The 22,744-nt window shown below is 66.7% G+C and carries 15 protein-coding genes; 10 read left to right on the top strand and 5 right to left on the bottom strand.

The annotated features are described in order from the left end of the window. The first annotated feature begins 244 nt into the window (after positions 1-244). Positions 245-1,039, top strand: coding sequence for a dienelactone hydrolase family protein (locus FSZ13_RS05340; RefSeq protein WP_145478341.1), 795 nt, complete (start codon positions 245-247; stop codon positions 1,037-1,039). 160 nt (positions 1,040-1,199) lie between these two features. On the opposite strand, the gene FSZ13_RS05335 is transcribed toward FSZ13_RS05340, so the two are convergent. Beyond that, positions 1,200-2,198, bottom strand: a complete 999-nt coding sequence (locus tag FSZ13_RS05335) for a polyprenyl synthetase family protein (RefSeq protein ID WP_145478340.1) — start codon at positions 2,196-2,198, stop codon at positions 1,200-1,202. Positions 2,199-2,390: 192 nt separating this feature from the next. Here FSZ13_RS05335 and FSZ13_RS05330 point away from each other — a divergent pair, with 192 nt between their 5' ends. Next, the gene (locus FSZ13_RS05330; protein WP_145478339.1) at positions 2,391-4,004 is read left to right on the top strand and encodes an alpha-glucosidase family protein; all 1,614 of its coding nucleotides are present in this window, start codon (positions 2,391-2,393) and stop codon (positions 4,002-4,004) included. 487 nt (positions 4,005-4,491) lie between these two features. Here FSZ13_RS05330 and FSZ13_RS05325 read toward each other — a convergent pair whose 3' ends face one another. Then, positions 4,492-7,257 carry a TonB-dependent receptor gene (locus FSZ13_RS05325; protein ID WP_145478338.1) on the bottom strand — a complete coding sequence of 922 codons (2,766 nt, stop codon included), beginning with the start codon at positions 7,255-7,257 and terminating at the stop codon, positions 4,492-4,494. A 277-nt stretch (positions 7,258-7,534) separates the two neighbouring features. Continuing rightward, a complete protein-coding gene (locus FSZ13_RS05320) occupies positions 7,535-9,538 on the bottom strand; it encodes a glycoside hydrolase family 97 protein (protein WP_145478560.1) in 2,004 nt (667 codons plus the stop codon). Between the two features lie 319 nt (positions 9,539-9,857). Between FSZ13_RS05320 and FSZ13_RS05315 the strand changes: the two genes are divergently transcribed. The 6 genes from FSZ13_RS05315 to FSZ13_RS05290 all read left to right on the top strand — a co-directional run bounded on the left by FSZ13_RS05315 (position 9,858) and on the right by FSZ13_RS05290 (position 19,443). Then, positions 9,858-12,059, top strand: a complete 2,202-nt coding sequence (locus FSZ13_RS05315; RefSeq protein ID WP_145478337.1) for a Six-hairpin glycosidase-like protein — start codon at positions 9,858-9,860, stop codon at positions 12,057-12,059. Next, positions 12,056-13,543 (top strand): MFS transporter, encoded by a 1,488-nt coding sequence (locus tag FSZ13_RS05310; RefSeq protein WP_145478336.1) that lies wholly within the window; start codon positions 12,056-12,058, stop codon positions 13,541-13,543. Before FSZ13_RS05315 ends, FSZ13_RS05310 begins: the two co-directional genes overlap by 4 nt. Further along, positions 13,543-15,264: an alpha-amylase family glycosyl hydrolase gene (locus tag FSZ13_RS05305; protein WP_145478335.1), complete on the top strand. Its 1,722-nt coding sequence runs from the start codon at positions 13,543-13,545 to the stop codon at positions 15,262-15,264. Before FSZ13_RS05310 ends, FSZ13_RS05305 begins: the two co-directional genes overlap by 1 nt. 104 nt (positions 15,265-15,368) lie before the next feature. Further along, positions 15,369-15,749 (top strand): SseB family protein, encoded by a 381-nt coding sequence (locus tag FSZ13_RS05300; RefSeq protein WP_145478334.1) that lies wholly within the window; start codon positions 15,369-15,371, stop codon positions 15,747-15,749. A gap of 144 nt (positions 15,750-15,893) precedes the next feature. Beyond that, positions 15,894-17,393 carry an ATPase domain-containing protein gene (locus FSZ13_RS05295; RefSeq protein ID WP_145478333.1) on the top strand — a complete coding sequence of 500 codons (1,500 nt, stop codon included), beginning with the start codon at positions 15,894-15,896 and terminating at the stop codon, positions 17,391-17,393. Next, entirely contained in the window at positions 17,383-19,443 is a 2,061-nt protein-coding gene (locus FSZ13_RS05290; RefSeq protein ID WP_145478332.1) for a PAS domain-containing sensor histidine kinase, read from the top strand. The genes FSZ13_RS05295 and FSZ13_RS05290 overlap by 11 nt, the downstream gene beginning before the upstream one ends. 41 nt (positions 19,444-19,484) lie before the next feature. Here FSZ13_RS05290 and FSZ13_RS05285 read toward each other — a convergent pair whose 3' ends face one another. Beyond that, positions 19,485-20,564 carry a LacI family DNA-binding transcriptional regulator gene (locus tag FSZ13_RS05285; RefSeq protein ID WP_186308838.1) on the bottom strand — a complete coding sequence of 360 codons (1,080 nt, stop codon included), beginning with the start codon at positions 20,562-20,564 and terminating at the stop codon, positions 19,485-19,487. Between the two features lie 253 nt (positions 20,565-20,817). On the opposite strand from FSZ13_RS05285, the gene FSZ13_RS05280 reads away from it, so the two are divergent. Continuing rightward, complete coding sequence (locus FSZ13_RS05280) at positions 20,818-21,360, top strand: single-stranded DNA-binding protein (protein ID WP_145478331.1); 543 nt, start codon at positions 20,818-20,820, stop codon at positions 21,358-21,360. An 81-nt stretch (positions 21,361-21,441) separates the two neighbouring features. Here FSZ13_RS05280 and FSZ13_RS05275 read toward each other — a convergent pair whose 3' ends face one another. Continuing rightward, positions 21,442-21,957: a hypothetical protein gene (locus FSZ13_RS05275; RefSeq protein ID WP_145478330.1), complete on the bottom strand. Its 516-nt coding sequence runs from the start codon at positions 21,955-21,957 to the stop codon at positions 21,442-21,444. A 93-nt stretch (positions 21,958-22,050) separates the two neighbouring features. On the opposite strand from FSZ13_RS05275, the gene FSZ13_RS05270 reads away from it, so the two are divergent. Beyond that, the gene (locus FSZ13_RS05270) at positions 22,051-22,680 is read left to right on the top strand and encodes a nucleotidyltransferase domain-containing protein (protein WP_145478329.1); all 630 of its coding nucleotides are present in this window, start codon (positions 22,051-22,053) and stop codon (positions 22,678-22,680) included. Positions 22,681-22,744 lie beyond the last annotated feature (64 nt).

The raw sequence follows: 22,744 nt of genomic DNA, 5'->3' as shown, positions 1-22,744 counted from the left end.
GCATAGCGCCAACGGCGCAGCCGACTAACAGTCGGCTCTACCACCCCCCGTGTGACCATCCGCCGAGTGACCACCCGCCGCGTTACCACCCCCCGTGTGACCATCGGCCGCGTTACAACCCGCGACGCGCGCCCCGCCGCGTTGGTACCCGCCACGTGCCCCACGCCGCGTAGCCACCCGTCACCTGCGGCCCGTCACATGTTCCGGCATACACTCTGGGCTCTTTCCCAGAGGGAGCAGGCGCATGAAGCAGCAATGGCAGTGGGGTGCGGCACTGGTACTGGGCATGACGGCATTGCCGGCGGTGGCGGCGATGCAGGCCAAGCCAGTGGAGTGGCAGCACGACGGGACCACCTTCAGCGGGGTGCTGGTCTACGACGACGAAGACAACGACAAGCGCCCGGGCCTGGTGATGGTGCCAAACTGGCGCGGCGTCAACGACTCGGCGATCGCCAAGGCCAAGCAGCTGGCCGGCGACGACTACGTGGTGCTGGTGGCGGACGTGTATGGCAAGGGCGTGCGCCCGAAGACCGACGCCGAAGCCGGCCCGGTCGCCACCAAGCTGCGCAATGACCGCCCGGTGCTGCGCGCCCGCGCGCTGAAGGCGCTGGAGGTGCTCAAGGCCCAGGCCGGCAATGCGCCGCTGGATGCCTCGAAGATCGGCGCGGTCGGGTTCTGCTTCGGTGGCACGACGGTGCTGGAACTGGCCCGTGCCGGTGCGCCGCTGGCGGGCGTGGTGAGCCTGCATGGCGGGCTGGGGTCGCCGCTGCCGGCCAAGGCCGGTGGAACGCACCCGTCGGTGCTGGTACTCAACGGTGCCGATGACAAGGGCATCAGCAAGGACGACATCGCCAGCTTCGAGCAGGAGATGAACGCGGCCAAGGTCGATTGGGAGTTCACCAATTACAGCGGTGCGGTGCATTGTTTCGCCGAGGCCGACGCCAACAACCCGCCGGGGTGCCTGTACAACGAGCGCGCGGCGAAGCGGGCGTGGGAAAGCCTGGATACGTTCTTCGAACGGTTGTTCGACAAGCGCTGACGCACGCCGCGTTGCGGCGCCGCCCGACCAACGGTCGGGCGCTACCCCGGAATGCGAAATGCACGTGCCAGCCCGGTAGGCGGCGACCGTTGGTCGTCGCGCCCCGATAAATGCCGGGGCCAGCCCGGTAGGTGACGACCGTTGGTCGTCACCCGCGGAATCAATGCGAACGCTGTACCGCGTAACGGGCCAAGCCGCGCAGGGCGGCGACCGCGTCGTTGTCAGCCAGGCCGTCGAGCGCGCGCTCGGCGGCGTCGGCATATTCCTCGGCGCGGCGGCGGCTGTAATCCAGCCCGCCGGTGGCGTGGATGGCGGCCAGCACTTCCGGCATGGCGTCGGCATCGCCGTTCTGCACGATGGTGCGCAGGCGCTCGCGGGTGGTGGCGTCGGTATGCGCCATGGCGTGGATCAGCGGCAGGGTCGCCTTGCCTTCGGCCAGGTCGTCGCCCAGGTTCTTGCCCAGTTCCTCGGCGTTGGCCGAGTAATCCAGCACGTCGTCGGCGATCTGGAAGGCATAGCCCAGCGCCATGCCGTAGTCGTACAGCGCCTGCTGGGTGGCCTCGTCGACGCCGCTGGCCAGCGCGCCCAGGCGGGTGCCGGCGGCGAACAGCACCGCGGTCTTGCGTTCGATCACCCGCAGGTAGGCCGCTTCGTCGGTGTCCGGGTTGTGCACGTGCAGCAGCTGCAGCACTTCGCCTTCGGCGATCCGGTTGGTGGTGTCGGCCAGGATCTGCATGACCGGCATGCGGTCCAGTTCCACCATCAGCTGGAAGCTGCGCGAGTACAGGAAGTCGCCCACCAGCACGCTGGGCGCGTTGCCCCACAGCGCATTGGCGGTGCTGCGGCCACGCCGCAGGCTGGATTCGTCGACCACGTCGTCGTGCAGCAGGGTCGAGGTGTGGATGAACTCGATGATGGCCGCCAGCTGGTGGTGCTCCGGGCCGGCCTGGCCGACCGCTTGTCCGGCCAGCATGACCAGCATCGGCCGCAGGCGCTTGCCGCCGGCGGAGATGATGTGGTCGGCGATCTGGTTGATCAGCACGACATCCGAGGACAGTCGGCGGCGAATCAGCGCATCGACGGCGGCCATGTCGGGCGCGGCGAGCGACTGGATCTGGGGCAGGCCCAGCGCGGGGCGGGTGTCTTCGGTGATGGTCATGCGGTCTGACTTTCAGGCTTGGGCGGAATTATAGGCGGTGCGGGCGTATTCCGCCCGCGAAGGCCGCCGCGCCCCGGCAGGGCGTGAATACGTATGCACCCCGCGCCACCGCCGAGGGCAGCCCGCTAAGCTTGTCGGGTACGTTCTGGCGCCCGTGGGAGGGCGCCCTGGAAGCCCGGAGGGGGGCCCTCGATGACGCAGACTCCATGGTGGCGCGGTGCCGTCATCTACCAGATTTACCCGCGCAGTTTCCTCGATGCCAATGGTGACGGGGTGGGCGACCTGCCCGGCATCATCGAGCGCCTGGATTACGTGGCCTCGCTGGGCGTGGACGCGATCTGGATTTCGCCGTTTTTCACTTCGCCGATGGCTGACTTCGGCTACGACATCGCCGACCACCGCGACGTGGACCCGCTGTTCGGCACCCTGGCCGACTTCGACCGCCTGCTGGCCAGGGCGCACGCGCTGGGCCTGAAGGTGATGATCGACCAGGTGTTCAGCCACACCTCGATCGAGCATGCCTGGTTCCGCGAAAGCCGCCAGGACCGTACCAATCCCAAGGCGGACTGGTACGTGTGGGCCGACCCGCGCGAGGACGGCACCCCGCCCAACAACTGGATGTCGATCTTCGGCGGCGTGGCTTGGCAGTGGGAGCCGCGCCGCGAGCAGTACTTCCTGCACAACTTCCTGGCCGACCAGCCGGACCTGGATTTCCACAACCCGGCCGTGCAGCAGGCGACGCTGGACTACGTGAAGTTCTGGCTGGACCGGGGCGTGGACGGCTTCCGCCTGGATTCGATCAACTTCTGCTTCCACGACCGGGAGCTGCGCGACAACCCGGCCAAGCCGGCGGAGAAGCGCCTGGGCCGTGGCTTCAGCGCGGACAATCCGTACGCGTACCAGTACCACTACTACAACAACACGCGCCCGGAGAACCTGCCGTTCATCGAGCGCCTGCGCGGGCTGCTGGACCAGTACCCGGGCGCGGTCAGCCTGGGCGAAATTTCGGCCGAGGATTCGCTGGCGACCACCGCCGAATACACTGCGCCGGGCCGCCTGCACATGGGCTACAGCTTCGAGCTGCTGGTGAAGGATTACAGCGCTGCCTACATCCGCGACACCGTGTCGCGGCTGGAAGCGACCATGACCGAGGGCTGGCCGTGCTGGGCGATCTCCAACCACGACGTGGAGCGCGCGGTGACGCGCTGGGGCGGGCATCCCGCACAGCCGCGCCTTGCGCGCCTGCTGGTTGCGGTGCTCTGCTCGCTGCGCGGGTCGATCTGCCTGTACCAGGGCGAGGAACTGGGCCTGGGCGAGGCGGAGGTGCCGTTCGAGGCGCTGCAGGATCCGTATGGGATCACTTTCTGGCCTAACTTCAAGGGCCGCGACGGATGCCGCACGCCGATGCCGTGGCTGGACGCGCCACTGGCGGGGTTCACCACGGGTACGCCGTGGCTGCCGATCCCGGAGCAACACCGCAGTGCGGCGGTGGCCGTGCAGGAACACGATCCACACTCGGTGTTGAACGCGTTCCGCCAGTTCCTGGCGTGGCGGCGGACGATGCCGACGCTGTTGCTGGGTGATATCCGTTTCCTGGAGACGGCCGAACCGGTGCTGATGTTTGAACGCACGCACGGTGATGAGACGCTGCTGCTTGCGTTCAACCTGTCGGCCGAGGCGGTACAGGTGGCGTTGCCGGCGGGCGACTGGCACGCGCTGCACGTGCCGGGGCCGGATGCGGGGCAGGCCGAGGGTTCGCAGCTGGCGCTGCCGGCGCAGGCGATGTACTGCGCGCGGCGCGGCTGATTCACGATTTCCGGTGGTATTGAAGGGCGGGGCTGCGAAGTCCCGCCCTTTTTTTGTTCTCCGCTTGCTTCCGAAGGCCGTGGAAGCTGGGTGCGCGGTCTTCGATCAAGTTAATCGCGAGCGTTAAGGGCCCCGCCGCGGCCGGCAGGCCCCTATGCAAATGTCCCCCGGCCGACGCCTGCGGCGACGGCCTCCTCCTTTACTTTGCCAGGGACCTACCGGCCGCGACGGGGCTCGACTTACGGCTCGCGATGGAAAAGCGGAAATCAGGGGCGACGCCGGTGGGGTGAGTGCGGGGCCGCCATGCCCTTGCGGCGAAGTAAAGGAGGAGGTGGCGGCCGCAGGCCGACGCCGGGGGACATTCGCAGGCAAGGGTATGGCGGCCCCGCACTCGCCCCACCGGCACCCGCGTTTGATTCACCACTGACCCACGACAAAAAACCCGCTGCTCGCGCAGCGGGTTCTTCGTTCGTGCTTCATGCCAGGATCAGAACTTGTAGTTCACACCCAGCATGTACGTGCGGCCCCACTCGATGTATTCGAGCGGGCGATCCTTGGTGCCGGCATACGTGCGGTACGGTTCGTTGGTCAGGTTGCTTCCCTGCAGCAGCAGGGTCAGGCCCTTCATGGCGCTGTCGTCGGCGAAGGTGTAGCTGATCTGCGCGTCGGTCACGTTCTCGCCCACCACGTAACGCAGGGTGCGGTTGCCGTTGAAGTTGCCGATCTCACCGATGAAGTCCGAACGACGACGCTGGCTCACGCGCGCTTCGAAGCCGTTGCGCTCGTAGTAGGCGGTGAAGTTGTACACGCGCTCGGACAGGCCCGGCAGGCTGATCGGATCGGTACCCACGCTGGAGGCGCTTTCCGGGTCCAGGATCTCGATGTCGCTGTCGTTGAAGGTCGCGCTGGCCTGGATGCCGAAGCCGAGCAGGGGCGCGGCAATCATCTCCAGCGGCAGCGAGGCGGTCAGTTCCAGGCCACGCAGGGTGCCGCCGTTGCCGTTCTCCGGGGTGGAGAAGGTACCGGTGGTCAGGACCGGCGCGGTCATGCCCGGCGGCGGAACGTAGCCGATCAGCAGGTTGCTGAAGTCATAGTCGTCCACCGACTGGGTGTAGATATAGCTTTTCAGATCCTTGTAGAAGATCGCTGCGGCCAGATATGCCTTTTCGCCAAAGTATTTCTCATACGACAGGTCGATGGCGTTGGCGCGCCAGGGGTCCAGCAACGGATTGCCACCGCTGCCGCCGGGCCTGCCGTTGTTGCTGTCCACGCCGAACTCCAGTCCCGCGCGCATCTGGTCCACGCGCGGACGCGCCACCTGCTTGGCGACCGCAAAGCGCAGGGTCTGCTGGTGCGGGAACAGGAACGCCAGGTTCAGGCTGGGCAGCCAGTCGGTGTAGGTCTTGCCTGCATCGATGGGCAGGACTTCCTGTCCGGCCGGTCGCGAGCGGTCGAAGTAGTTCGACTGCGAACTCTGGTCGGTGCGGACCATCTGCACGCCGATGTTGCCGCGCACGCCCACGTCGCCCAGGTCGGTATTGATGTTGGCGCGTACCCAGGCAGTGGTGGTCTTCTCCTGCACCACCCACGACTTCGGGATCAGGTAGTCGAGGTTGGTGACCGGGTTGAACTCCATGTAGCGACCCACCGCGGCCGGTACGTTCCAGGCCGGGATGTAGCCGATGCCCGCGAAGCCCAGGTTGACCGGGCTGTACTGCAGATCGGAGGCGATGGTCGATTCGCCCTGGTCACCAAGCAGGATGTTGCCCTCGGCCTGGGTCTTCTGCTTGCGACGGTCTGCGTAGTTGACGCCCACGTCCAGGTCGGAGAACCACGCGGACATGCGCTCCGGCAGGGCGAAGGTGGCGGCAAGGCGCGCGGCCTTCAGACGGTCCTCCACTTCAGGCACCTTGCCGTAGCCCGAACCATAGATGGTATTGGTCAGGAACAGCGACTCCGGATTCGAATAGTCCCGGCCCGGAGTGATCTGCGAGAAGCCGTTGGCATTCACGTCGACGCCGATGGTGTCGAACTGCGGGCGCGGGATCAGCTGGAGGTTGTTCTCCAGGTTGAGTTCCTTGCGGGTGGCCTTGGAGTAGTTGACGTCGGCTACCAGCTTGACGCCCTCCAGGTTGACCTCATTGTTCCAGCCGAAGGCATCGATCTTGTCCTCGCGCTTGTTGTACATGCCGCGCACCAGCGGGTAGGCATTGCTGATCGTGCCTCCGGTGAAGGTGCCGTCCGGGTTGGTGCGGACGTTGCTGAACACCGGCAGGAGCGCCCCCGGCACGTTGCCATCTTCGCCGTTGCCGCTGAGGCTCAGCTCGAACTGGTTGGCGGTGTCGATCTGCTCCGCTTCGGTGTGGAACAGGTCAAGGGTGCTGGTCCACACGTTGGAGGGGCGGAACTGCACGGTGGCCATGTAACCGTCGCGCTTGGCGTTGCCGGTACGGCGCAGGGCCTTGATGCCGTCCGAGAAGTAGGTACCAGGTGCCACGCCCCGACGCTCGCCGTTGTCCGTGTGCTCGGTGGTCCACGGCTCATACAGGCCGACCTGGTTTTCCTGGATCGGGTTGTCGCTGTGCGCGTAGCCCAGCGCGATGCCCCAGGTGTTGTCGGCGAACTGGTCGATGTAGCTGGCGCTGAAGCGGTTGCCGAAGGCGTCCACGTTGGCGGCCTTGCCCAGCGAGTTCTTCGAGTAGCGGCCGCTGACCGCGATCACGCGCTCGCCGAAGCTCAGCGGACGCACGCTCTGCATGTCGATGGTGCCGGACAGGCCCTGGCCGACCAGCGCGGCGTCCGGGGTCTTGTACACGGTCACGCCGTTGATGAGTTCGGACGGGTACTGGTCGAACTCGACGCTGCGGTTGTCGCCGGTGCTGACCACTTCACGCCCATTGAGCAGGGTGGTGGCGAAATCAGGCGACAGGCCGCGCACGCTGATGACCTGGGCGCGGCCGGCCACGCGCTGGGCGGCCAGGCCGGGCAGGCGGGCCAGCGATTCGGCGATGCTCACGTCGGGCAGCTTGCCGATGTCTTCGGCCGAGATGACCTCGACCACCGAGGTGGCGTCCTGCTTGATCGCGATGGCATTCTCGATGCCGCGACGGATGCCGGTCACCTGCACGGTGTCCAGCTCGGTGGCCGCGCTGCCGGTGGTCGGCGCGGTGGTGGTGGACTGCGCCGACGCCAATGACGGCGTCAGGGCGACGGCCAGCGCGATACTCAGCGCGCTGCGCTTGCGATTCAACATTTTCCCCTCCCAGGCAATGTTGCCAAACTCATGTTGTGATCAACGGCGATGCGTTGCCGCAGGTGTCACGGCGTGGTGGCCGTTGACTGCGTGGCTATGGTAGGCAGCGCGCCTTCGGCGCGAATCATCCTGCATACGTATTCAATGAAAATGCGGGATTGTGGAACCGGTTTCACCGGCGGCACGACCAACGGTCGTGCCCTACCGGGGCATTTGACGCCCGCGGGTGGTACGCGTGTGCGGGCGAGGTAGGTAACGACCGTTGGTCGTTACGGCTTCACAACGGGGTAAACCGGATGGCTTGGCCACCACCGGGCGCCAGCACGATGGTCAGGGTGTCCGCGCTGGTGACCTGGCGGGTTTCGCGCCTGAACGCGAACGGATTGGACTGATAATCCGCACCCTCCCCATCGCGGTAGATCTCGGCGCGGTAACGCACGCCGGGCTCCAGGAACGACAGCGGTACCGGCAGCGAACGGCCGTGCTCATCGGTGATGCTGCCCAAGAACCAGTCGCGGCTGTTGCGGTCCTTGCGCGCAATGGTCACGTAGTCGCCCACCTCGCCGTCCAGTACCCGGCTGTCGTCCCAGTCCACCGCCACGTCCTCGATGAAACGGAACGCCTCGCGGTGCTGTTCATAATGTTCAGGCAGGTCGGCCGCCATCTGGATCGGGCTGTAGATCACCACGTACAGCGCCAGCTGCCGCGCCAACGTGCTGGGAATGGGCTGGCCGTGGCGGCCTTTCAAACTGAGGATGCCGGGGGTGTAGTCCATCGGCCCGGACAGCATCCGGGTAAACACCAGATTGACCTCATGTTCGGGCGGGTTCGGCGGCTGGCCCCAGGCGTTGTATTCCATGCCGCGCGCACCCTCGCGCGAGATCCAGTTCGGATACGTGCGACGCAGTCCGGTGTCCTTGATCGGCTCGTGCGGGTTCACCGCGATATGCCGCTTCGCCGCTTCCTGCACCACCTTCAGGTGATGCCGGGCCATGAATTGGCCGTCGTGCCACTCGCGCCACAGCGGCCCGCCGGCCGGATTGCGCCGGTCCACCTGGCCGTCGTCGCACACATAGCCGCTCTTGAACGAGTCCACCCCCAGCCGCGCGTACAGGTCCAGCGCCGCACCCAGCTGGTCTTCGTAATGTTCGATGGCGCAGCCGGTTTCATGGTGGCCGATCAGGTGCACCCCTTGCTTCGCGCCGTGGGCCGACAACGCTTCAATGTCGAAATCGGGGGTGGCGCGGGTGAAATCGAAGTCGTAGCCGTTGCCGACCCACATGCCGTCCCAGCCCGGGTTCCAGCCTTCCACCAGCACGCCGCGGAAGCCGTGCCTGGCCGCGAAGTCGATCACCTTCTTCGTCTTCGCGGTGGTGGCCGCATGTCTCGGGCCGGTCGCCCAGCTTTCCTGGTCCAGGTGCATCGACCACCACACGCCCAGGTATTTGGACGGCTTAACCCAGCTCACATCGCCCAGTGCGTTGGGTTCGTTGAGGTTGAGGATGAGGTTGGAGTCGACCAACCCGCCGGCGGTGTCGCTGATCTGGAGGGTGCGCCACGGCGTGCTGAAGGGCAGGGTGCGGCGTACCTTCCAGCCCTCCGCCGAGGGCGACAGCTGGGCCCGCAGGCGCTGTCCGTCGGTGCGGCGCAGCCACATGCCGGCGTAGTCGACCAGCGCCGCCTCGTGGATCGCCACGTGCAGGCCATCGTGGCTGCGCAGGGTGAGCGGGGTATGCGCCAGCGGAACCTGGGCCAGTGGCGTGCGCTGGTACAGGTATTCGTAATGGATGGGCTCGCCGGCCGGAATCCACCACGCGGTGGATTCGGGGGCGATCGCGAACTCGGTGAGCTCGTCATCGATGATCGCCTCGCGCAGGCCCGGCTGTTCGGGGAAGCGGTAGCGGAAGCCCAGGCCGTCGTCGTAGACCCGGAACACCACGTCCAGGCGGCGCTTGGCACCACTGCGTTCGCCCAGCTGCACGGTGACTTCGCTGTAGTGGTTGCGCACGTTGCGGCGTTCGCCCCACGGCTGTTCCCAGGTGTCATCCACGCTGCGGGTGTGCTGGCCCAGCACTTCCAGGTCACGGTCCAGGCGCCCATCGCGCAACTGGAAGCCCAGCTTCGATTCAGCCACCACGGTCTGGCCCAGCCGTGCGACCCGGTAGCTGGGCATGCCGCCGTCGAGCTGCAGCGATACCTTCAGCACGTTGCCTGGGGAGCTGGCGCTGGCCACCGTGACCGGTTCAGCCTGGACAGCGCTGGCGCAGACCAGCAGGGACATCGCCAGCCAAGCCAGCGGACGGGACACGCGCAGTGCGCGCGGCAACGCAACAACCAAAGCCATTTCCCCTCCCAGGGCAGCCGGAATCCGGCTTGGACTATAGCCACGCTGGCAAGGGCGTCGCCGCGGTTGGCCATGAATACGTATGCAAGGTGCGCGGATAACCGCCTGCGCGGTGCGGTGACCAAGGGTCGTCGCCTACCATGCAGGCAGGCACCCTGGGAGGGGGCCGCGAGGGCAGCGCTCCGGTGCTGCCGAACCACACCGCGTGCAAGAAGGGAGGAAGGCAGACGGGCGCAGGCCGGTCGGCCGCTTTTCGATGCTGAAAACGATCTGCCTGACCGCTGCCCTTGGGGCGGCGCTGGTGTCCACCGCTGCGGCGGCGGACCTGACATTCGATGGGCGCACTGCGCGCGCCAGCACTGCGGCCGACGGCAGCTTCCAGCTGCTGGCGGACGGCAAAGCGGTGGCGATCGACGCCCAGCCGATGCGCAGCCGCACCGACAGCGTGTTGTTCGATGCGCTGTTCGCGTTGGCGCAACAGGAGATGGCCGCCGACCGCGTGGACGCGATCCGCGATCCGGCCTTCAATTTCGGTAACCCGGTGGACTGCGAGTGCTTCCAGACCGGCGAGCGCTGGCCCTACGTATGGACGCGCGACGTGAGTTTCGCCGCCGACCTGGCGCTGGCCCGGCTCGAGCCGATCCGGACCCGGCAGTCGCTGCAGTTCAAGCTGTCCAAGGCCCGCGACGGCGTGACGCCCGGTCTGTTCGTAGCCCAGGACACCGGCTCGGGCGGCAGCTGGCCGATCAGCAGCGACCGCGTGGTGTGGTTCCTGGCCGCGCGCGGCCTGACCGACAGCTCCAGCTTCATGACCGAGACATGGCAGGCGCTGCAGGCCACGCTGGAACAGGATCGCGCGATGGTGTTCGACCCGCGCATCGGGCTGTATCGGGGCGAGACCTCGTTCCTGGACTGGCGCGAGCAGACCTACCCGGACTGGACCCGACAGGACGTGCGCTTCATCGGCGAGTCCTTCGCGCTGTCCACCAACGTGCTGCACTACCAGGCGCTGCGCCTTGCGGAGAAGTATGCCCGTGAGCTTGGCGACGCCCGCGCCAGCGAGTACGCGGCCTGGGCCGACGCGCTGGCCACGCAGATCGACGCGCGCTTCTGGCGCGAAGACGCCGGCATGTACATGAGCTACATCGGCGAAGCCGCACACCTGGTGCCGTATGCCAAGTACGACCTGCTGGGCATCTCGCTGGGCGTGCTGGCCGAGGTGTTCCCGGCCGAGCGTGCCCGCCGCTCGCTGGCCAACTACCCGTACGTGGAAGGCGGCAGCCCGGTGGTGTGGCCGCAGGAAGCGCAGCAGCCGATCTACCACAACCGGGCGGTGTGGCCGTTCGTCAGCGCCTATTCGCTGCGTGCGGCACGCAAGGTGGATGATGCCACCCGCATCCAGCGCGAGATTGAATCGCTGATGCGCGGCAGCGCGCTGGCCGGCTCGAACATGGAAAATTACGAGATGCGCACGTTGGCCGTGCACGTCGACGAGGGCCCGTTGAGCGGCCCGGTGGTCAACTCGCCGCGCCAGCTGTGGTCGGTAGCCGGCTACCTCTCGATGGTGCTCGAAGGCGTGTTCGGCGTGGAAGCCGACGGCACGGTCGCGCCCAAGCTGCCGGTGGTGCTGGTCCCGCAGCTGTTCGGCAACCGCGACAGCATCGAGCTCGACACCGGCAGCACCCGCTACATCCTCAAGCGCCCCCGCAACCTCGACGGCGACCTGCTCGTAGCAAAGAAGATCGAGCGCAAGGGCAACACCGTAACCGTCCAGCTCGAACCGCGCAGGGTCACGCCACGCGTGTCCGCTTTCCGCGCAGACCCGGCAAACCCCAACGCCTTCGCCCCGGCCACCCCCGCCGCCCCGGCAGCGCAGAAGCGCGGCAACACCTGGACCATCGCCATTCCCGCCCACCACCAGCTCTGGCAAGACGGTATCGCGGTGGGCAGCTCCGCCACCCACACCGTCACCAACGACGGCCACCAGCACTGCATCAGCCTCACCCGTCGCGAAGGCGCCCTCGAATCGCTGCACAGCCCGATGACCTGTATCGGCCCACAGCAACGCCTGCCCGGCGCAACCCAGTGGGCCTGGACCGCCGCAAAGCCCACCCGCGTCCGCATCCGCCTCCACTACGACAACCCCAACGGCCCGATCAACACCGGCGTCACCGCTGCCGTGAAGCAGCTGGCCGTGCAATGCGCGGGGCAACCGGTCCAGCGCGCCACGATCGTGATGCCGCACAGCATCGGCCCGCAGGAGTCCACCGCCGCCGAATTCGACCTGCCCAAGGGCAGCTGCCGTTTCACCCTGGAACCAGGCTTCAACATGAGCGCACTGGAACACTTCGCCCAGTACAACGGTGGCAAGGGCGGCCGCGACGGCGTGCTCAACGCGGCCAACGTGCAAGCGCTGCTGATCGCACCGGTGGCCGGCGAGGCGGAGGCCACCCGATGAGCCGCACCGCCAAGCCGACCCTGTCGTTCTGGCAGATCTGGAACATGTGCTTCGGCTTCCTCGGCATCCAGTTCGGGTTTGCCCTGCAGAACGCCAACGCCAGCCGCATCTTCGAAACGCTGGGCGCGCCGATGGACGCCGTACCCGGGCTGTGGATCGCCGCACCGCTGACCGGGTTGCTGGTGCAGCCGATCATCGGCTATCTGTCCGACCGCACCTGGACCCGCTGGGGCCGCCGCCGCCCGTACTTCATGATCGGCGCGGTGTTCACCACGCTGGCCCTGCTGGTGATGCCGAACTCGCCCACGCTGTGGATCGCGGCGGGCACGCTGTGGGTGCTGGATGCCTCGATCAACGTCTCGATGGAGCCGTTCCGTGCGTTCGTCGGCGACAAGCTGGCCCCGCGCCAGCGCCCGACCGGCTACGCGATGCAGAGCTTCTTCATCGGCGTGGGCGCCATCGTGGCCAGCTTCCTGCCGTTCATCCTGGCGCACTTCGGCGTGGCCAATACCGCTGCCGCCGGCGAAGTGCCGCCGACCGTGCGTTACGCCTTCTACTTCGGCGCGGTGGTGCTGCTGGCCTCGATCGCCTGGACGGTGTTCAGCACCCGCGAGTACTCCCCGACCGAGCTGGCCAGCTTCGACGATGCCGAGCCGCCGGCCGTGCACCAGTCCGCGCCTGTCGCCGGGCCGCCGCCGATGCTGCAGATCGGTGGCTGGATTGCGCTCGGCCTGGCGCTGGCTGCGGCCATCGCCTGGCGCAACGGCGACAAGATGCTCTACGTGCTGGCCGGGCTGTGCATCGCCTACGGCCTGCTGCTTGGCGTGGCGCGGCTGCTGCCGGGCCCGCACATGCTGGCCATCATCGTCGATGACCTGCGCAGCATGCCACGCACCATGCGCCGCCTGGCGTGGGTGCAGTTCTTCTCGTGGTTCGCGCTCTTCGCGATGTGGATCTACACCACTGCCGCGGTGGCCGGTACCCATTTCGGCTCTACCGATCCGGCGTCGGCCGCCTATAACGAGGGCGCCAACTGGGTGGGCGTGCTGTTCGGCGCGTACAACGGCTTTGCCGCACTCGCCGCGCTGTTGATTCCGCTGATGGTACGGCTGATGGGCCTGCGCCTGAGCCACCTGGTCAACCTGTGGCTGGGCGGCCTCGGGTTGATCTCGCTGATGCTGATCGACGACCCGAAGTGGCTGCTGCTGTCGATGGTCGGGGTCGGTTTCGCTTGGGCCTCGATCCTGTCGCTGCCGTATGCACTGCTGTCTGACAGCGTGCCGGCGGCCAAGATGGGCGTGTACATGGGCCTGTTCAATTTCTTCATCGTCATTCCGCAGCTGGTCGCGGCCAGCGCGCTGGGCTTCATGCTGCGCCTGTGGCTGGGCGGCAACCCGATGCACGTGCTGGCGCTGGGTGGCGTCAGCCTGTTGATCGCCGGGTTGTGCGTGCTGCGGGTGCCGTCCCACCAGGAGGTTGTCTGATGCTGTCTCGTTCGCGTTTGTCGCTGGGCCTTTCGTTCGCGCTGCTGGCCGGCCATGCCGTTGCCGCCCCGCGCCCCGAGTACGTGGGCACGTTGGAGCCGTTCGCCAGCGATGCGGTGTACTTCGTGGTCACCGACCGCTTCGTCAACGGTGACCCGACCAACGACCACCGCGACCAGGGCGGCAAGCACCGCACCTTCGACATCCCGGTGCCGTGCCCGGACAAGGTCGACGGCAACATCGGCTATCTCGGCGGCGACTTCAAGGGCGTGCTCGACAATGCCGACTACATCCGCAACCTCGGTTTCGGTGCGGTGTGGATCACCCCGATCATCGACAACCCGGATGAGGCCTTCACTGGCAGCAAGCCGATCAGCTGCACCAGCACCCTGACCGACCGCGGCAAGACCGGGTACCACGGCTACTGGGGCATCAACTTCTACAAGCTCGACGAGCACCTGCCCAGCGCGGACCTGGATTTCGCCGGGCTCACCCGTGGCCTGCACGACGCCAGGCTGAAGGTCGTGCTGGACATCGTCGGCAACCACGGTTCGCCGGCCTGGACCATGCCGGTAAAGCAGCCGCAGTTCGGCCAGATCTTCGACAAGGACGGCAAGCTCATTGCCGACCACCAGAACCTGCCGCCGCAGCAGCTGGACCCCAAGCACAACCCGCTGCACGCGTTCTACAACAACATCGGCCCGGTCGACGCCGCGAAGGGCTCGATCTTCGATGGCAACCTGGCCGAGCTGGGCGATTTCAACCAGGCCAACCCGGGGGTGATGGACTATCTGGTCGGCGCCTACCTGCAGTGGACGGCGCAGGGCGTGGATGCGCTGCGCATCGACACCATCGGCTGGCTGCCGCACCCGTGGTGGCATGAATTCGTCAACCGCATCCGTGCCGCGCACCCGGGCATGTTCATGTTTGGCGAGGCGTTCGACTACGACGCCGGCAAGATCGCCGAACACACCTGGCCGTCCAACGCGAACGTGAGCGTGCTGGACTTCCCGTTGCGTGGCGCGATGTCCAGCGTGTTCGGCAGGGAGCAGAAGGGCTTCGAGGCGCTGGCCGAACCGCTGCACCTGGTCGGTGGCCCGTACGCCAATCCGTACAAGCTGATGAGCTTCTACGACAACCACGACATGGCGCGGCTGGATGCCACCGACAACGGCTTCATCGACGCCCACAACTGGCTGTTCACCGCGCGCGGCATTCCGGTGCTGTATTACGGCTCGGAAACCGGCTTCATGCGCAGCCGCGCCGAGCACGCCGGCAACCGCGCGTACTTCGGCCAGGCGCGGGTGGACGCCGCGCCGCAGAGTCCGATCTTCGCGCCGCTGCAGCGCATCGCCAGGCTGCGTGAAGCGACCCCGGCGCTGCAGCGCGGGCTGCAGGTCAACGAGCGCCTGCAGGGCGATGAGGCGGTGTTCTTCCGCGTGCTCCAGCACGGCGATACCGCGCAGACCGCGCTGGTGCTGTTGAACAAGGGCGACACCGCGCGCAGCATCGAGGTCAGCCGCTACCTCCAGGCGGGCACCTGGCGCGACGCGCTGGGCGGCGGCAGCCAGGCCGTCACGCGCAGCCTGAAGGCGGAGGTGCCTGCGCACGGGGTGAAGGTGTACTTGCTGGATGCACCGGTGAAGCAGAAGGCGCTGCAGGCCGAGCTGGCGAAGGCGGTGGCGGACCAGCAGGCACGGACCGACCGGCTTTCCCGGTAGGTGCCGACCGTTGGTCGGTGCGCCGGGACCACCGACCAACGGTCGGTGGCTACCGGGTGGGTACAATGTCCTTTCTTCCTTCCGCCCCGCATTGCACCCGCCGCATGACTGACCTGCCCCCACAGACCCCCCTTGAAACGCTGCTGCAGTCCGCCATGGACGGCCAGCTGCCGATCGGGACGTTCATGAAGGCCTTCGTCGCCTCCGACGTGGTGCTGCTCACCGGCAGCCTGGTCACCCCCGACGGCAGCGGTTTCGACCCGCTGCTGTTCGACAAGCAGGGTACCCTGCACGTGGCGGTGTTCACCGACATGGCGCGCGTGGGTGTCCACGGCCAGCAGGCCCCGCATACGATCCGCATGCGCATGATCGAGGTGCTCAAGCGCGTGCCCGGCGGGTATGGCGTGGTGGTGAATCCGGGCACGTCGCTGGGCCTTGAGCTGTCCCCGGCCGGCATCGGCGAAATCCTCAATGACTTCGCCTGACCTGGATGTACCGCCCAGCAATGCAGACGTGATCGTGATGTGGATGAACGCGGCTTCAGCGTGACATCGCTTAGAGATCCCGATCACACAATCCCTACACAGAACCGGTTGCTAGACTCGTCCCCGTCAAATCGGCGGACCTCTATGCAGACTCAGTCTTCCCGCGTCATCACCGGAGTGAAGGGCCTGGACACCATCCTCAGCGGCGGCCTGCCGCAGGGACGGCTGTACCTGCTGGAAGGTCCCCCCGGCTCCGGCAAGACCACGCTGTCGCTGCAGTTCCTGCTGCAGGGACTGAAGCAGGGCGAGCGCTGCCTGTATGTCACGCTCTCCGAGACCGCCGAGGAGCTTCGCGAAGTCGCTGCCGCCCATGGCTGGTCGCTGGAAGGCCTGCACCTGTTCGAACTGGGCTCGGCCGAGGACGCGCTGGGCAACGGCCGCCTGCAGTCGGTGCTGCACTCCTGGGAAGTGGAGCTGGATGAAACGGTCAACCTGATCCTGGGCGAAGTCGACCGTATCCGCCCCAACCGGGTGGTGTTCGACTCGCTGTCCGAACTGCGCCTGCTGGCGCAGGATTCGCTGCGCTACCGCCGCCAGATCCTTGCGCTCAAGCAGTATTTCGCCCCGCAGAGTGCCACCGTGATCCTGGTGGACGACCTGACCGCCGGTGCCGACGACCGCGACGGCCAGCTGCACAGCCTGTGCCATGGCGTGATTTCGCTGGAACGGCTCACGCTGGACTTCGGCCCGGCCCGACGCCGCCTGCAGGTGCAGAAGCTGCGCGGTGTCAATTTCATCGCCGGCTACCACGACATGGTGATCCGCGCGGGCGGCCTGGATGTGTTCCCGCGCCTGATCGCCTCCGAACACCATGCTCAGTTCGGCGAGGACATGATCGGCAGCGGTGTGCCTGAGATCGACAACCTGCTCGGCGGTGGTCCGCTGCGTGGCACCAGCACGCTGTTGACCGGCCCGGCCGGCAGCGGCAAGACCAACGTCGCCCTGCAGTATGTATGGGCCGCCTGCGAGCGCGGCGAAAAGTGCTGCATCTTCGAGTTCGATGAACGCGTAGGCACGCTGCTGACCCGTGCCAAGGCGCTGGACATCGAGCTGGAGTCGCACATCGAGGCCGGCCGCCTTGAAATCATGCAGATCGATCCGGCCGAAGTGTCCCCCGGCGAGTTCTCCTGGAACGTTCAGAAGGCGGTGGAGGAACGCGGCTGCAGCGTGCTGGTGATCGACAGCCTCAACGGCTATGTCGCCGCGATGCCGCAGGAAAAGCAGCTGATGCTGCAGCTGCATGAAATGCTGTCCTATCTCAACCAGAAGGGCGTCGCCACTTTCCTGATCAACCCGCAGCATGGCTTGGTGGGCACCATGTCGACCGGCAACCTCAATGTGTCCTACATCGCCGACGCGGTGATCCTGTTCCGATTCTTCGAAGCGCAGGGGCGCATCCGCAAGGCGATCTCGGTGATCAAGAACCGCGGTGGCGCGCATGAGGACACCATCCGCGAGCTCAAGATCAACGGCAAGGGGCTGACCGTCAGCGGACCGTTGAAGGAATTCAAAGGCATCCTCACCGGCACGCCGGAGTTCGTGGGCGACTCGGCATCGCTGCTGAGCCACCCCTATGCTGGATGACCGCAGCGGCGGCGTGGTCCACATCGTTGCCCCGTTCGGCCGCGACGCGGCGAGCATGGCCGCGGTTCTCACCAGCGCGGGCCTGAGTACCCGCATCGCGCCGGACCTGGCCGAACTCGCATCCGCGCTGGACGACCAGTCAGGTGTGGTCCTGATCACCGAGGAAGCCATTGCCACGGGCACCGAGCTGCTGCTGGCCGCGTTGGCCGGGCAGGCGACCTGGTCCGACCTGCCGGTGATCCTGTTGCGCTCGCCGCGCGCGCATCGCCGCTCCCCGTTCGAAAGTCTGCTGCCGCGCACGGTGAACGTGGTGGAGCTGGACCGCCCGCTGGGCAGCATCTCGCTGCTGAGTTCGGTGCAGGGCGCCCTGCGTGCGCGCGAAAAGCAGTTCCTGGTACGCGACCAGATGCGTGCGCTGGCCGACAGCCGCAGCGCGCTCGAGCGCAGCGAATCCGAGCTGCGCCTGATCGCCGACGCGATGCCGGAGCTGATCGCCTTCGTCGACCGCAGCATGCACTACCGTTTCGCCAACAAAGCCTACGAGGCCTGGTTCGACCTGCCGGTCGGCGAGGTCATCGGCCGGCACATCCGCGACGTGGTAGGCACCCGGGTGTGGGAAGAGCGGCTGCCGATCATGCAGGACGTGCTGGCCGGACAGGAACACGTGTTCGAGGTCAGCTGGCCGTCCCGCGAGGGCCACCGCCGCGAGTGCGAAGTGCGCTACTCGCCGCGGCGCAGTGCGGCCGGCGAGGTGGACGGCTTCCATGTGTTCGTCACCGACATCACCGTGGCCAGGCAGGCGCTGGAGGCCAGTCAGCGACACGCGCAGGAACTGGAGCGGGTGGTGGCGGAGCGCACCCTGGAGCTCCAGGCGCAGATGGCCGCGCGCGAAGCCAGCGAAGCCGCGCTGCGCCAGTCGCAGAAGATGGAAGCCATTGGCCAGCTCACCGGTGGCATCGCCCACGACTTCAACAACATGCTCACCGGCATCCTGTCCGCGCTGGATATCGTGCGCCTGCGCTTGGAAATGGGGCGCTTCGACGACCTCGAGCGCTTCCTCGATACCGCCACGGCCTCCAGCCAGCGCGCTGCCGCGCTGACCCAGCGCTTGCTGGCGTTCTCGCGGCGGCAGTCGCTCGATGCGCGGCCGGTGGAGATCAATGCGCTGGTGGGTTCGATGCAGCACCTGTTGCGCAGCACCCTCGGCGAGACGGTGCGCATCCGTACCGAGGTAGCCGAGCAGCCGCTGCACGCCGCGCTGGACACCAACCAGTTCGAGAGTGCATTGCTCAACCTGGCCATCAACGCCCGCGACGCGATGCCCAACGGCGGCGAGCTGGCATTGCGCGCGTTCCCCGTGCGCCTGGCGGAGGGCGATCGCGCCGCGGTGCCGGCGGGTCATTACGCGGTGGTGGCGGTGTCCGATACCGGCAGCGGCATGCCACCGGAAGTCGTCGAGCGCGCTTTCGAGCCATTCTTCACCACCAAGCCGATCGGCAAGGGCACCGGCCTGGGCATGTCGATGGTGTATGGCTTCATGCAGCAGTCCGGTGGCCACATCGCCATTGATTCCGAACCGGGGCAGGGCACCACCGTGTCGCTGTTCATTCCGCTGGTGGACGAGGGGGGCGAGCTGGAGTCGCCGCCGGCGCCGTCGCCTGTGGCGCTCGGCGACGGACAGTCGATCCTGGTGGTGGAGGATGACCCCCAGGTGCGCATGCTGGTCACGGTGGTGCTGGAAGACCTGGGCTATGCGGTGGACGTCGTGGGCGACGCGGATGGGGCGCTTCCCATCCTCGCGTCCGCGCGCCGCATCGACCTGCTGGTGACCGACGTCGGCCTGCCCGGCCTCAACGGTCGCCAACTGGCCGAGATCGCGCGGCAGTCGCGCCCGGCGCTGCCGGTGCTGTTCATGACCGGCTACGCGGAAAAGGCCCAGGAACGCTCGGCGTTCCTGGAGCCGGGCATGAGCATGATCGCCAAACCGTTCCTGCTGGATGCCTTCAGCGACGCGGTCCGCGGCGCGATGGCCGAAACAGCGCCAACCTGAGCCGCCCCGGTAGCGCCGGCCGTTGGCCGGCCCAGGCGGTATCAATCAACGCGCGATGACACATCCCGTAGAGCCGGGCTCTGCCCGGCTGCCGCGGCCAGCGACGACTCCCGCAGCACCAGCCTCACCGGGATGGTCTGGCTTTCCACCGCCTCGCCCTGGATCAGCGCCAGCAGCCGCTCCACCAGCAGCTGCCCCGCCTGCTTGGTGTCCTGCTGCACCGTGGACAGGGTCGGCGAGACCGACGCCGCCAGCGGAATGTCATCGAACCCGGCCAATGCCACGTCCTGCGGAATGCGCAGGCCATGTTCGCGCAGCGCCCGCATCGCGCCGATGGCGATCAGGTCGCTGGCCGCGAACACCGCATCGATGACCGGACCGTCCGCGAGCAGGGCCTGGCAGGCGTCATAGCCGGACTGCTCGGTAGTGATCGCGTCGAACTGCAGCGCCGCATCCACCGGTACCCCACGCTCGGCCATCGCCGCCACGTAGCCCCGGTACCGCTCTTCAAATTCCGGATAGTGGCTGGAGGCATGGCCCACGAAGGCGATCCGCCGGCAGCCCTGGTCCAGCAGGTGGGCGGTGATGTCGAAACCGCCCTGGAAGTTGTCGCAGCCGATCGACACGCCCGGCTGGTCCGGCAGCGCTGCACCCCAGCGCACGAAGTGTGTGCCCTGTTCCACCAGCCGCTGCAGCCGCGCGCGCGACTCGTGGTAGTCCCCATAGCCCAACAGGATGATGCCGTCGGCCTTGTTGCTGTCTTCGTAATCGGCCTGCCAGTCGGTGGACAGCTGCTGGAACGACACCAGCAGGTCGTACCCGCGCAGCGCGCAGGCCCGGGTGATCGAGCCCAGCATGGCGTGGAAGAAGGGGTTGATCAGCGAATCGTCGTTGGTCGGGTCCTCGAAGAACAGCAGGGCCAGCGTGCCGGCATTGCGCAGGCGCAGGCTGGAGGCGTTCTTGTCCACCTTGTAGTTCAGCTCGCGGGCGATCTTCAGGATCCGCTCGCGGGTTTCCGGGTTGACCATCGGGCTGCCGCGCAGCGCCCGCGACACTGTCGGCTGGGAAACCCCGGCCAGGTGGGCGATATCCAGGGAGGTGGCTTTGCCGCGGATGGTCATGGAGGGCAGGGCTGGGACGACGGGACAATGATGCCACGGTGGCGGGGGCTGCCGCCGGACGCCCGCCCCACAAGGCTTTGGCGGAAATCCGAGCGCAATCCAAGGCATCCCCGACAGGGGCTGGCCGGGCGGGGATGTTAGAATAGGCCGTTCTGTCATCCCACCCAGATCTCCCGCAGGGCAGCCCCGTATCGGCACCGAACAGAGTGTGATATCTGTCGGGCCTGCCCTCGGACAACGGAAGAGCAACCCTATGGCGCGCGGCATCAATAAAGTCATCCTGGTCGGCAACCTCGGCAACGACCCGGACGTGAAGTACACCCAAGGCGGCATGGCGATCACCCGCATCAGCCTGGCCACCACCAGCGTCCGCAAGGACAAGGATGGCAACCAGCAGGAGCGCACCGAATGGCACCGCGTGGTGTTCTTCGGCAAGCTCGGCGAAATCGCCGGCGAATACCTGCGCAAGGGCAGCTCGGTCTACGTCGAAGGCAGCCTGCGTTACGACAAGTACACCGGCCAGGACGGCGTGGAGAAGTACTCCACCGACATCATCGCCGACGAAATGCAGATGCTGGGCGGCCGTGGTGAAGGCGGTGGCGGTGGTGGTGGCGGTGGCAACTACGCCGGCGGCGAGCGTCCGCAGCGCCAGCAGGCGCCGCGCCACGAATACGGCGGTGGCGGTGGTCAGCGCGGCGGCGGCGGTGGTGGCTACGGCCAGCAGCAGCGCCCGCAGCAGCCGCAGCAGTCGGCTCCGCCGATGGACGATTTCGCGGACGACGATATTCCGTTCTGATCGACCTGACGTGTCTACTCACGAAGCCCCGGGAGGCCCTGCGCCATCCGGGGCTTCGTGCATTCCGGGCCGCCGAATTGATCAGTTCCTGACAGCGGAAAGGGACGTGGTCGTGCAGCCGACGAATGCCTGTTTGTTGAACCTGTTCGTCTCCGAACAACGCTCTATCGAGTAGTGCGATTCCTGCTTGAAAATGCGTATTCTCGTAATGTAATCGTTGAAGAAACACCGTCTGTTGAACTCGATCAGCTCGGTGCCCTTGCGCCCACCGGGAGGGGTGATGTCGGTGATGACCACCCGTCCATCAGCGCCGCATTCTCCGGTTGCCTGCGGTGGCAACACCACGACTGAAACGCTTGGCCCACCCTTGCATCGGAACGTCTGCCTGCCTGTTCGCGCGCGCTGATAGCCGTCTTTGTGCGGTCCAGGTGCGGGCGCGGAGAAATCGGCTGTCGCTGCGATGATGGTCATGCTCCCTTCGCTCCCGCACTTGTAGGCGGCACTTACCGGTGAGCTTGTCTGCCAGGCCTCCGAAGCGTGGGCAAAAGCGGCCGTTGTCAGGAGAGCCAGCGCCAACAGATAGCTTTCGAGGGTCATGCGCCTACTTTCCCACAGTCCAGCGGGCTCGAAAACCGCATGAGAATGGTCGCATTTGCAATATGTTGCCGAATAAGCAACATTTGTCGCCTGATGAGCAACACTTCGCCACCGATGGACATCCTGTTCCCGGCCACCCGCCAACGGGTGCTGGCAGCGCTGCTGTTGCAGCCGGATGCCAGTTTCCACCTGCGGGAGCTGGCCAGGCTCACCGGCACCCACGCCGGCACTCTTGCACGCGAACTGGACAAGCTCACAGGATCCGGACTATTGCTGCGAAGCGAACAGGGTAATCAGGTCCACTACCGGGCAAATCGCGCGTGTGTGCTGTTCGATGACCTGGCTTCGATGTTCCGCAAGACCCATGGCGTGGTGCCTGTCCTGCGCGATGCCTTGGTGCCAGTGGCCGATCACGTCTCGTTGGCGTGGGTCTTCGGTTCGGTGGCGAAGGGTACCGCGGTCGACGGAAGCGACGTGGATCTGCTGGTTCTGGGCGATCTGGGGTTCGCTGACCTGGTGCGTGTCATCCACCCCGCGCAGGAAGTGTTGCGCCGGGAGATCAATCCTGTGCTGTACTCAATGGAAGAGTTCATGCGGCGCGTGCAGAACGGTGATGCGTTTGCCAGCGAACTATTGGCAACGCCGAAGCTGCTGGTAACAGGAGACAGGGATGACCTTGAAAAACTTGCTGGCGATCCGGCAGCTTCAAGCGCACAACGCTGAACCCATCTCGCTGCGCAAGCCAAAGAGATCAGTGGCTGCGTGAGCGCCATCCGGAAGTCCTCAC

The organism is Stenotrophomonas rhizophila (genome assembly GCF_007667275.1).
Taxonomy (GTDB): domain Bacteria; phylum Pseudomonadota; class Gammaproteobacteria; order Xanthomonadales; family Xanthomonadaceae; genus Stenotrophomonas; species Stenotrophomonas maltophilia_AE.
Note: the sequence above shows the minus strand (reverse complement) of the source record. Positions and strands in the feature narration are given on the sequence as shown.

Coding starts and splice junctions, on each gene's coding strand:
- FSZ13_RS05340 (WP_145478341.1), top strand. CDS start 245: ATGAAGCAGCAATGGCAGTGGGGTGCGGCACTGGTACTGGGCATGACG.
- FSZ13_RS05335 (WP_145478340.1), bottom strand. CDS start 2,198: ATGACCATCACCGAAGACACCCGCCCCGCGCTGGGCCTGCCCCAGATC.
- FSZ13_RS05330 (WP_145478339.1), top strand. CDS start 2,391: ATGACGCAGACTCCATGGTGGCGCGGTGCCGTCATCTACCAGATTTAC.
- FSZ13_RS05325 (WP_145478338.1), bottom strand. CDS start 7,257: ATGTTGAATCGCAAGCGCAGCGCGCTGAGTATCGCGCTGGCCGTCGCC.
- FSZ13_RS05320 (WP_145478560.1), bottom strand. CDS start 9,538: ATGTCCCTGCTGGTCTGCGCCAGCGCTGTCCAGGCTGAACCGGTCACG.
- FSZ13_RS05315 (WP_145478337.1), top strand. CDS start 9,858: ATGCTGAAAACGATCTGCCTGACCGCTGCCCTTGGGGCGGCGCTGGTG.
- FSZ13_RS05310 (WP_145478336.1), top strand. CDS start 12,056: ATGAGCCGCACCGCCAAGCCGACCCTGTCGTTCTGGCAGATCTGGAAC.
- FSZ13_RS05305 (WP_145478335.1), top strand. CDS start 13,543: ATGCTGTCTCGTTCGCGTTTGTCGCTGGGCCTTTCGTTCGCGCTGCTG.
- FSZ13_RS05300 (WP_145478334.1), top strand. CDS start 15,369: ATGACTGACCTGCCCCCACAGACCCCCCTTGAAACGCTGCTGCAGTCC.
- FSZ13_RS05295 (WP_145478333.1), top strand. CDS start 15,894: ATGCAGACTCAGTCTTCCCGCGTCATCACCGGAGTGAAGGGCCTGGAC.
- FSZ13_RS05290 (WP_145478332.1), top strand. CDS start 17,383: ATGCTGGATGACCGCAGCGGCGGCGTGGTCCACATCGTTGCCCCGTTC.
- FSZ13_RS05285 (WP_186308838.1), bottom strand. CDS start 20,564: ATGACCATCCGCGGCAAAGCCACCTCCCTGGATATCGCCCACCTGGCC.
- FSZ13_RS05280 (WP_145478331.1), top strand. CDS start 20,818: ATGGCGCGCGGCATCAATAAAGTCATCCTGGTCGGCAACCTCGGCAAC.
- FSZ13_RS05275 (WP_145478330.1), bottom strand. CDS start 21,957: ATGACCCTCGAAAGCTATCTGTTGGCGCTGGCTCTCCTGACAACGGCC.
- FSZ13_RS05270 (WP_145478329.1), top strand. CDS start 22,051: ATGAGCAACACTTCGCCACCGATGGACATCCTGTTCCCGGCCACCCGC.